This window comes from Treponema sp. (assembly GCF_024696245.1).
Classification (GTDB): Bacteria; Spirochaetota; Spirochaetia; order Treponematales; family Treponemataceae; genus Treponema_D.
This window is the reverse complement of record NZ_JAILGZ010000043.1, coordinates 1-10778: the sequence shown is the minus strand read 5'-3', so window position 1 is coordinate 10778 and position 10778 is coordinate 1. Positions and strand designations below refer to the sequence as shown.

12 protein-coding genes are annotated in these 10778 nt (G+C 37.4%); 10 read left to right on the top strand and 2 right to left on the bottom strand.

Annotation, left to right across the window (positions count from 1 at the left end):
• Positions 1-100 precede the first annotated feature (100 nt).
• The 5 genes from K6D58_RS03155 (at position 101) to K6D58_RS03135 (ending at position 3827) form a co-directional block, all read left to right on the top strand.
• Positions 101-874, top strand: coding sequence for an SDR family oxidoreductase (locus tag K6D58_RS03155; RefSeq protein ID WP_296827499.1), 774 nt, complete (start codon positions 101-103; stop codon positions 872-874).
• Between the two features lie 153 nt (positions 875-1027).
• The gene (locus K6D58_RS03150) at positions 1028-1345 is read left to right on the top strand and encodes an antibiotic biosynthesis monooxygenase family protein (RefSeq protein ID WP_296827497.1); all 318 of its coding nucleotides are present in this window, start codon (positions 1028-1030) and stop codon (positions 1343-1345) included.
• Between the two features lie 82 nt (positions 1346-1427).
• Entirely contained in the window at positions 1428-2564 is a 1137-nt protein-coding gene (gene ychF / locus K6D58_RS03145; RefSeq protein WP_296827494.1) for a redox-regulated ATPase YchF, read from the top strand.
• A 257-nt stretch (positions 2565-2821) separates the two neighbouring features.
• A complete protein-coding gene (locus K6D58_RS03140) occupies positions 2822-3409 on the top strand; it encodes a DUF3793 family protein (protein WP_296827492.1) in 588 nt (195 codons plus the stop codon).
• A 1-nt stretch (position 3410) separates the two neighbouring features.
• Complete coding sequence (locus K6D58_RS03135; RefSeq protein WP_296827489.1) at positions 3411-3827, top strand: flavodoxin; 417 nt, start codon at positions 3411-3413, stop codon at positions 3825-3827.
• Positions 3828-3982: 155 nt separating this feature from the next.
• On the opposite strand, the gene K6D58_RS03130 is transcribed toward K6D58_RS03135, so the two are convergent.
• Both K6D58_RS03130 and K6D58_RS03125 read right to left on the bottom strand, forming a co-directional pair.
• Positions 3983-4324, bottom strand: a complete 342-nt coding sequence (locus tag K6D58_RS03130) for a hypothetical protein (protein ID WP_296827486.1) — start codon at positions 4322-4324, stop codon at positions 3983-3985.
• Between the two features lie 24 nt (positions 4325-4348).
• Positions 4349-5254 (bottom strand): phosphatidylinositol-specific phospholipase C, encoded by a 906-nt coding sequence (locus K6D58_RS03125; protein WP_296827484.1) that lies wholly within the window; start codon positions 5252-5254, stop codon positions 4349-4351.
• Positions 5255-5448: 194 nt separating this feature from the next.
• On the opposite strand from K6D58_RS03125, the gene mnmL reads away from it, so the two are divergent.
• The 5 genes from mnmL to gap all read left to right on the top strand — a co-directional run bounded on the left by mnmL (position 5449) and on the right by gap (position 10550).
• A complete protein-coding gene (mnmL, locus tag K6D58_RS03120) occupies positions 5449-6330 on the top strand; it encodes a tRNA modification radical SAM protein MnmL/YtqA (RefSeq protein WP_296827482.1) in 882 nt (293 codons plus the stop codon).
• A 22-nt stretch (positions 6331-6352) separates the two neighbouring features.
• On the top strand, positions 6353-6808 hold the full coding sequence (locus tag K6D58_RS03115) for an NfeD family protein (RefSeq protein WP_296827480.1): 456 nt from the start codon (positions 6353-6355) through the stop codon (positions 6806-6808).
• A gap of 33 nt (positions 6809-6841) precedes the next feature.
• Entirely contained in the window at positions 6842-8485 is a 1644-nt protein-coding gene (locus K6D58_RS03110; RefSeq protein WP_296827478.1) for an SH3 domain-containing protein, read from the top strand.
• 49 nt (positions 8486-8534) lie between these two features.
• Complete coding sequence (locus tag K6D58_RS03105; RefSeq protein ID WP_296827475.1) at positions 8535-9422, top strand: SPFH domain-containing protein; 888 nt, start codon at positions 8535-8537, stop codon at positions 9420-9422.
• Between the two features lie 96 nt (positions 9423-9518).
• On the top strand, positions 9519-10550 hold the full coding sequence (gap, locus tag K6D58_RS03100; RefSeq protein WP_296827473.1) for a type I glyceraldehyde-3-phosphate dehydrogenase: 1032 nt from the start codon (positions 9519-9521) through the stop codon (positions 10548-10550).
• Positions 10551-10778 lie beyond the last annotated feature (228 nt).

Below are 10778 nucleotides of genomic sequence, written 5' to 3'. Positions count from 1 at the left end.
AATCTTTATCTTGAGACAAAGTATCATTTAAAAATTATTTGTGTACGGATATGACAAAATCAGATATAATGTCAAATTATGTTATGCTATGGAGGCATGGATGAAAAATTATTTTGATTTAACAGGACAGGTTGCTATTGTAACTGGTTGTTCAACAGGTCTTGGAGTTCAGATGGCAAAAGCCCTTGCTAATCAGGGTGCTAAAATTGTCGCTATTGCACGCAGAAAGGAAAAGATTGAAGCTGTTGCAAAAGAAATTGCTGATACATATAAAGTTGAAACTCTTGCAGTTCAGTGTGACATTACTGATACTGACAAGGTTAATGCAGCTGTAGATGAAGTAATGGCAAAATTCGGTCGTATTGATATTGTAATCAATAATGCCGGTACAGGTGCTGTTGCTCCGGCTGAAGATATTACAGATGATCAGTTTAACGGCGAAATGAATGTAGACCTTTTTGGTACTTTCAAAGTTGCCAGGGCTGTTGCAAAAAAAGCAATGATTCCTGCAAAGTATGGCCGTGTTATTAACATTGCTTCTATGTATGGTCTTGTAGGAAACAAGATTGCAGGCTCTGCTCCTTATCATGCAGCTAAGGGTGGTGTAGTAAACCTTACCCGTGCCCTTGCAGCAGAATGGGGTAAATACAATATTACAGTAAACTCAATCTGTCCTGGATATTTCTATACACCACTTACAAAAGAAACTCTTGATTCAGATTTCTTCCAGCAGAATGCAAAGACTATGATTCCAATGGAACGCTATGGAAACGAAGGTGAACTTGATTCAGCTGCAGTATTCCTTGCAAGTCCTGCATCTACCTATGTTACTGGTGTAAATCTTCCTGTAGACGGCGGATACACCTGTATGTAATTTCTTTTTTTATAAAAGAAAAGCCTTATAAAACTGTCCGGACTTTATTGAAGTTATCTTCTTTGTCCGGACATTTTTTTTATATTCAAAAAAAATTTGTAATAACAAAAAAGTGCTTTATAATGGAAGAAAGACTTTTTAAGGAGGCTGCATATGAAGCACTGTATTATCGTAAAATTTAATCCTGATATTTCAATGAAAATAGAAAATTCCTTCATCATGCAGATTAAAAAGCTCTTTGATGAATGTCTTGAAATCGAAGGAATTCATTCAGTTAAAGTATTCAGAAACTGCAATAATTTAGACGGTCGCTCTGATATTATGATTCAGATTGATATGGATAAAAGTGCCCTGGAAGCCTATGACAAAAGCGATGCTCATCTTATGTGGAAGGCTGAATATTCAAGATTTATTGCTTCTAAAACCGTAATTGACTACGACGAAGAAAAGCCTGTTAATCCTAAACACTGATCCCCGAACACTGATTCAATTGTATAAAGTCCGTAAAAGTTTTATATTGTCCCTAAGAAATTTTTTAAATTAAGGTATATATATGAAACTTACTTGTGGTATTGTCGGACTTCCTAATGTAGGTAAGTCAACTATTTTCAGTGCTCTTACAAAGGCTCCTGCAGAAGCTGCAAATTATCCTTTCTGTACGATTGATCCTAATACAGGTGTTGTAGATCTTCCTGATGAACGTCTTGATTTTATGGCCAGTGTATTTCAGCCAAAAAAGAAGATTCCTGCTTCCGTAGATTTTGTTGATATTGCCGGACTTATTAAGGGTGCTTCAAAGGGTGAAGGTCTTGGTAACCAGTTCCTTGCAAATATTCGTGAGACAGCTGTTATTGCTCATGTAGTACGCTGCTTTGACAATCCTGACATTCAGCATGTTCGTGATGATGCTAAGACAGATGCTCCTATTGATCCAGAAAGTGATATTCTTACCATTGACTTTGAACTTGCTCAGGCTGACCTTGATACAATTACTAAGCGTGCAGAAAAAATTACTAAACAGATTCGTGCTCTTGGTAAGGATGAAGAAAAACGCCTTGCTCCATATTTTAGTGCAGTAGAAAAAATTAAGCCTCTTCTTACAGAAGGTAAGTGTGCCCGTATGGCTGACCTTACTGATGAAGAAAAAGCTGCTGTTTATGACCTTCATCTTCTTACAATCAAGCCTCAGGTTTTTGTATGTAATATTGATGAAGACACAATTTCTGAAGGAACAAATAAATACGTAGAAACAGTAAAGAAAATTGCTGATGAAACTAAATCAGAAGTAATTGTAATCTGCGGAAAATTTGAATCGGATCTTTCTGACATTACAGACGAAAATGACCATAAGGAATTTATGGATGCTGTAGGCCTTAAGGAAAGCGGACTTTCTGTTCTTGCCCGCCACGTATATCACCTTATGGGCTTAAGAACTTTCTTTACCGGTGGACCTGATGAATGCCGTGCCTGGACAATTCATGCAGGAGATAAAGCTCCTCAGGCTGCAGGTGTTATTCACACTGATTTTGAAAAGGGCTTTATTAAGGCAGAAGCTTATACTGTAGATGACCTTCGCCAGTACGGAAGTGAAGCAGAAATTAAGGCTGCAGGAAAATACCGTCAGGAAGGCAAGGATTACGTTGTACAGGATGGAGACGTACTCTTCTTTAAGTTTAACGTAACAAAATAATTTAACAGTACAAAAAAAAATAATCCTGTAAGATAAAAAGGCTGCAATTAATTTTGCAGCCTTTTTGTTTTAAAAAACAAAAAAAAAAATTTTTTAAAAAAAGTATTGACTAAAAATTAGAGTTAGCTTATAGTAACCACAGTTAGTTAAAACTAACTACTAACCTCGAAATTAAGCGGGTGTATGTTCGTATTCTCCTTACACAGCCACAAAAAGAAACTCACATACACCTGCTTTTTTTTTATGGAAAGAACAAAATGAGTTTTGATAAAGTTGTCCTTAAGTTTGCTTCTCCAGCTTTGTGCGGCATAAAACCTTCCTGCCTTTTTTCCATGACAGAAGATACTTTCTTTCAGGTATTTCCAAGAATCAGAAAATGGAATCAGTCTCTCTCTGCTTTTGGCAGAAAACTTGTTGTGTTAAAGACTTTGTGTACCTATCTGATTTTTGTTTATGACCAGAATCTTCTGGAAAAAACAGTATGTGAATTTAATGCCATCTCTTATCTTAAGGAAAAAAATTATCCTGTCAACAAAGGTTCAGAAAAAATCCTCCATGAACTTTTCAGAAGGCTTTGTGAAAATAAAAGTTCTGGTTTTCCTCATGAAGTAGGTCTTTTTTTAGGTTATCCCCTGGAGGATGTAAAGTGTTTTGAACGATTTGGGGGCAGGGGCAGTAAGTATACAGGCAGCTGGGCAGTTTATGGTGATGTAGAAAGTGCCTGCCGCAAAATGAAGGAGTACAGAAAGTGTTCAGATGAATGCTGTGCTCTTTATGACAAGGGTCTTAACGTGGTGGATATCAGCACGAATTATAAAGCAAACATAATGAAGGAGGTTTGTTAAAATGAAAAAAGCAGTTATTTATGCAAGTACAACAGGAAACACAGAAGCTATGGCAAATGCCGTTGCAGAAGGTGTAAAGGAAAGTGGTGCAGATCTTGTTTTTGCTCAGGCTTCTGAAGCAGATGCAGCTGTAGTTGCTGCCTGTGATGTAATTATTCTTGGTAGCCCTGCTATGGGTGATGAAGTTCTTGAAGATTCAATGGAAGACTTCTATACAGGTCTTGAGGGTTCCCTTGCATCAAAAAAAGTTGCAATTTTTGGAAGCTATGACTGGGGTGACGGACAGTGGCTCAGGGACTGGGCTGACCGTATTACTTCTGCTGGTGCAACAGTTCTTAATGGCGAAGGCCTTAAAGTACAGCTTACTCCTGATGAAGCAGCTCTTGCTGAATGTAAGGAACTTGGAAAGATAAGCTGAGAAAAAAATATCTTATAAAAAAAATGAAGCCGGTCACTGATTATTCATAAGACCGGCCTCATGACAGTACCTTGTCAGGGTACAAAAGCTCTCCTCTTCCTCAAAAAAACTTTTGTAAATCAGTAAGAAATCTTACTATTGAAATCATTAATAAATCACTTAAGGGTATAAATACTGTCCCCGTCATTGTAAATGGAATTGTTTATTTCTATTACTGTGCTGTATGAGCATTCTTCAAGTCCTGACCCCTGGTCCATATTTTCAAAATAAATATTTATTTTTGAATCAGATTCTATATTACCACAATATGTACCGGACGCAACTATTTTTTTATCACAGTTACATTTCCAGCTACCGTCCTGATTAAATATGTAGCTTGTTGTTCCGTCTGTAAGAACAGCAGCACTTTCATCTGAGCTCTGGCCTGTGCAGGAAAGGGCAGTAAAGCTTAAGGCTGCTGCTATAAGGGCAGCTGTATACTTAAAAAATCTTTTCATTTTATTCCTCCTTAAAATCAGCGTTTAGAAATTTGTCTGGTAAACTGCTTCTGCAAGGTCTTCTGTTGCAAAATCCATAATAACTGTTCCGTATCTTCCTGAAGCATCTGCAAAGTAGGAAGAAAGGTTGCTGTTAATTGTATTTGATACATATCTGATGTTTGGAATACCTAAAAAGGATTTGTAGCCGCTGGTGTAGTTAAGGTAAAGAGTAGAGCTTGAGCCGCTTAAAGCTTCATTAAAAAGGGAAGTAATTGTTGACCACTTATTTGAATTGCTTCCTACTTTATAGCTGTCCTGAATCCTTAATGTGCAGTTTGAATAGCTGATGGTAGAAGTTGTATTGTCTCCCCAGCCGGAAGAAGCGTTAAGTCCTAAAGGCCATGTGCTGGCACTGAATCTTCTTAAAAGAACAATTTTACCCCTTACGTCTCCCAGTGAAGGAATGTATGAATGGGTCCAGAAAAGGTCTGAATAGGAATCCATGTATTCGAGAAAAACTGTTTCAAAACTTTTTGAATTACCATAGGCATCGTATTCTTCTTTTACTGACATGATAATTGTTTCTGTAGGATTTTCAGAAAGGAAGGTCTGACAGGCAGTAAGTACATCATCAAAGTTTAAATGCTGGTAAACTGAACCATGATGAATTACAAAGGCATCTTCATAGTTGCGGCATCTGATATCAAGATAACGTACTCCCGCTTCAAGCTGGTCAGTAATGCTTAAAGACTGACATTTAGCTGTTCCATAAACACTTTCGTAAGTAGCTCCTGAATCATGGGTGCCTGGAATAGAAATGGCAGATACCTGAGCAGAGTCGCTGATCTGGGACATCCAGTTAGCAGAAGTGTAGCTCTCGGCTGCAAGGGTGATTACTGCTGTAGAAAGCAGTGCCAGTGAACAGGACAGAAATTTTCTTAATGCCATGTTGTCCTCCTTAAGAACTTTTTAAAATTGAATTTCTGAAAACGATTTCAGAAATCCTATGATAAAAATCTTAAGCCCTGAAAATTCAGCAGTCAAGAAAAAAATTTTTTTAAGCCTGCTTACACTTTATTTTAAGATAAGAGGGATTTTTCTTTTATTGACCCCGGTATTTTTATATGAAATACTTTATTCAAATGAAAATTAAAACAGCCAGTGAATATCTTACAGAAATCTACGGAACAAAAGTTTACAAACTTTCCCTTTCATCAGGATGCAGTTGTCCCAATCGTGATGGGAAAATTTCTTACGGCGGCTGTACTTTCTGTTCAGAAGGGGGAAGCGGTGACTTTGCTGTAAGTGATATAGAAGAGGCAAAGAAAAAAGTAATTGCAAAGTTTCCTAAAAGTATTCCGGAAGAGCAGAGAAAATTTATTGCCTATTATCAATCCTATACCAATACCTATGGTGATACAGACAGACTTTACAGCCTTTATTCTAAGGTTTTAAGTAGACCGGATATTGTAATTCTTTCTCTTGGAACCCGGCCTGACTGTATTAATGAAGATGTTATGGATATGTTAAAAAAACTTTCATCCATAAAACCGGTATGGGTAGAGCTTGGCCTTCAGACAATTCACGAAGAAAGTGCCCGTCATATAAACAGGGGTTACAGTCTTGATGTTTTTGAAAAGGCTTACAGAACTTTAAGGGCTGCAGGAATTACCGTTATTGTACATGTAATTTTAGGTCTTCCCGGAGAAAGTGAAGAAATGATGCTGGATACTGTAAGATATCTTGCCAGCCTTAATCCGCCTCTTGAAGGAATTAAAATACAGCTGCTTCATGTATTAAAAAATACTCCCCTTGAAAAAGAATACAGGGAACATCCTTTTAAAATTTTTTCTATGGAGGAATATGCAGGTCTGGTTGTAAAATGCCTTAAGATTCTTCCTCCTCAGACTGTAATTCACCGTATGACAGGAGACGGCCCTAAGAAAATTCTTGTAGCACCGGAGTGGAGTGGGGATAAAAAGAAAGTAATTAATTATATGAATAAAATCATTGATAAATCCTGACTTTTAGTTATATCATTTAAGTATGATTCAATATTTAATATCACATTTATACTGGTTCTGGCTTGCCATCGTAGTTATCTCTACTGTTATTGAAGCCCTGACTTTTGCATTGACCACTATATGGGCAGCTCTTGCAGCTCTGCTTATGGTATTTATTTCATTTACCCCAATACCCTTTGTCTGGCAGCTGATAATTTTTTTAATTATTACTATTGCCCTGATTTTGTTTACCAGACCTTTTGCAATTAAAAAACTTAAAGTGGGAAAGGAAGTGACAAACGTAGCCGCAATTGTTGGACAGGAAGTTATTGTTGTTGATGAAATTTCAAAATTTAAAAAAGGAAGCGTAAAATCTTCCGGTGGAATTTTGTGGACAGCAGCTCTTGAAAATCCCGATGATCAATTGATTGCTTCCAGCCAGATCTGTACTGTAATTTCTGTTGAAGGAAATACAGTAAAGGTAGCCATAAAAAAATAAAAAAAAATTGTAAATCATTAATAAGGAAACATTATGAAAAAAGTTAAATCTTTAATCTGTGGATTTTTGTTGTTGGCAGCATCCTTTTCTTTTGCAGCAACAAATGATTATTATAAAGAGGATGGAAGCATTCTCGAAGGAATGTATGTTAATTCAAAAGAAGGATTAAAAATCAGATCTGCACCAGACTTAAAGTCGGAGCGTATAAGCGGATTGATACATGGCTCTTATGTTCTTCTTCGTGAAATCGGTAAAGAGACTGTCATAGACGGGATTACTGCACCCTGGGTTAAAATTGCCCTTCCTCAGGCTGAATGGAAGGACTATGAAGTAGAAGAGTGCGGCTGGGTTTTTGGCGGCTATCTTCAAAAAACCAATCCCCTTTCCTATAAGGAATTATTAGAGCTTTCCAAAACTGTAAAATATATAGACTTACCATTTTTTCCTGATGAAGAAGGAATGAATTATAAGGAAAATTATAGTGATACATGGCAGAAAGAAGATAAAGACAGTCTTTACTATAACTCCTGTCTTGAAAATTTCTGTAATTATGAAAACCCAAGACTTGAAGGCTACGTTATAGCAGACTGTCTTGGTTTTTGTCCTGCTGTAGCAGCTTCTATCTGCGGTTGTGTTTTCTATTTAAAAGCTGGAACTTTTGTAGAACTTGAATATGTAGTTGGTTATGGTATTGCAGGTAAAGAGACAGAATCTGGTGGACTTCTTTATCCTGTTTATGAAGGAACTTATCTGGATGATGACGGCTGCAGGTGTTTATGCTACATTCGTGGAATTGATTTTGTTTCTAAAGACGATATCTCTACAGTTCATGATGAAAAGGGAAATGAACTTCATCTTTATGTACAAAGAGCCTTAAAGGATATTAATTACAATACCTATGGTCTTTCAATGGATGCTGTAAGCAGAGACCTTAATTTAAATGAAACTTATGAATCCGCAAATATTGCTCAGTCTGATGGATACAGGGTTAATCAAATACGTTATGTGGATGCAGAAGGTAATTCTAAAAAGGTAAAAATTGATTCTTCTGAAATTAATTTTACTCTTGCTTATCCCCTTAATTTTAAGAAACCCCTTCCTTTTATTATAGAAAAGAAAATCAGTGAAGGCTATAAAATAAAAATCTACAGTTTAAAAGTGGATGAATCTGTTATAAAGACTTTCCCTGTATGTGAGTATGAATACAGTTTTTATGATGAAAGGTCCGGAATTAGGGATTATTATTATTTTACTCCTAAAGGAATTGTAGTCTGTCATGTGACGGGTAAAGATGGTGAGACTGTTGAAGTTGGCAGCTATTATTTTTACGGCCAGAAAAAATCTGCACCTTATCTTTTTGAAGAAGGTCAGTATTATTCTGGTGCTCCTGAGGGAAATAAAAAAGTCAAAAAGGTCGGACAGTTCTGCAATCCTATATGCCTGCTTCCGATGCATCAGTCTCCGGATTCAGGATCTTTGACATTATGTCTGCTGAATCCCGGAACGTTATTAAAAATAGAAGAAGTTGGAGAGAAAACTGTAATTGACGGTCTTGTTTCCTGCTGGGTAAAAGTTTCTCCTGTTAATGATGACTATTCATCTGAAGGGGATCTTATTCAAAATGTTTTCCCTGCTGAATCAACTTCTGCCTGGGTTTTTGGTGCATGGCTTGAGTAGCAAATAATTAAATATAATAAGATTAATTTTTTAATCCGGAGGTTTATCTATGTCTTATGTTGTAATGGCTCTTCTTTTTATTTTACTGATTTTGATTTTATCAAATGTGAGGGTAATTCCTCAGTCACATGCAGTAATTATTGAACGTCTTGGTGGTTACAATTCAACCTGGGGAGTTGGTATTCACGTTAAGGTCCCATTTATTGACCGTATGTCACCTATGATTTCCCTTAAGGAAAAGGTTCTGGATTTTCCACCTCAGCCTGTAATTACAAAAGACAATGTTACCATGATGATTGATACCGTTGTTTATTTTCAGATTACAGATCCTAAACTTTACATGTACGGTGTTGAAAAACCAATTAATGCCCTGGAAAATTTAAGTGCAACAACATTGCGTAATATTATTGGTGAACTGGAACTTGACCAGACTCTTACCAGCCGCGATGTAATTAATACAAAGATGCGCAGTATTCTTGATGAAGCTACTGACCCATGGGGAATTAAAGTAAACCGTGTAGAAGTAAAGAATATTATTCCGCCTGAAGCAATTAAGGAAGCTATGGAAAAACAGATGCGTGCTGAACGTGAACGCCGTGAACAGATTCTTATTGCAGAAGGTCACAAGCAGAGTGCCATTCTTGAAGCAGAAGGTAAAAAGCAGGCAATGATTCTTGAAGCAGAAGCAGAAAAGGAAGCTGCAATTAACCGTGCTAAAGGTGAAGCTCAGTCCATTCTTGAAGTTCAGACAGCTACAGCAAAAGGTCTTCAGCTTATAAAAGAGGCTGGGGCAGATGATAAGGTTATTAAACTCAGAAGCCTTGAAGCTCTTGAAAAGGTCGCAGATGGAAAGGCTACAAAGATTATTGTTCCTTCAGACATTCAGAATCTTGCAGGTCTTGTAACTTCAGTTGCAGAAATCGGCCGTTCTAAGTAAAACAAGGGGCTCTTAAAGGCCTCATGTTGTTGAATTTATTGTATAAATTCATTAAAGTTATGAATATTACATTCTTGTAAAAAAGGAGTTACTATTATGGCAGTAAGAGTTGCTATTAATGGATTTGGCCGTATTGGTCGTTTGGCTTTCCGTCAGATGTTCGAAGCTGATGGTTATGAAGTTGTTGCTATCAACGATTTGACAAGCCCAAAAATGCTTGCTCACCTCTTGAAGTACGATACAGCACAGGGTGGTTTCATGGGCCGCATCGGTGAAGGAAAACACACTGTATCAGCTACTGATGATTCAATCATCGTAGACGGAAAAGAAATCAAAATTTCTGCAGAAAAAGATGCAGCTAACTGTCCTTGGGCAGCTAACAAAGTAGACGTTGTTCTTGAATGTACAGGTTTCTATACAGCAAAAGACAAGGCTGCTGCTCACATCACAGCAGGTGCTAAGAAAGTTGTAATTTCAGCTCCAGCTGGAAACGACCTTCCTACAATCGTTTACAATGTAAACCACAAGACTCTTACAAAGAATGACAACATCATCTCTGCAGCTTCTTGTACAACTAACTGTCTTGCTCCAATGGCTAAGGCTCTTAATGACTACGCTCCAATCGCTTCTGGTATCATGTCTACAATCCATGCTTACACTGGCGATCAGATGATCCTTGACGGACCACAGCGCAAGGGTGACCTCCGCCGTTCACGTGCTGGTGCACAGAACATCGTTCCTAACTCAACAGGTGCTGCAAAGGCTATCGGTCTTGTAATTCCTGAATTGAACGGAAAACTCATTGGTTCAGCTCAGCGTGTTCCAACACCTACTGGATCAACAACTATCCTTACAGCAGTTGTAAAGGGTAAAAATGTAACTAAGGAAGGAATCAATGCTGCAATGAAAGCTGCTGCAACTGAATCTTTCGGTTACAACGAAGATGAAATCGTTTCTTCTGACGTTATCGGAATGCGCTTCGGTTCACTTTTCGATGCAACTCAGACAATGGTATCTAAGATCGACGATGATACATATCAGGTACAGGTTGTTTCTTGGTACGATAACGAAAACTCTTACACATCTCAGATGGTAAGGACTATTAAATACTTCGCTGAAAACTGCTAAGTATTAGATTAGTTTAAAAAAGGGCGCTTTACATAAGTAAGGCGCCTTTTTTTTATTTTAAGAGAAGTATTTAATGGTCCTTTCTTATTATGGGCTCGTGAGCCTGTGAAAATATGTAGCGAAGCGAAATATTTTCATAATAAACCACCCGCTATGCGGGTGAGAGACAAAAGCTTATAGCAAAAAAAAAAGCTTTCCTCGAAGGTGTACAATAAGATTGTTCAAGTC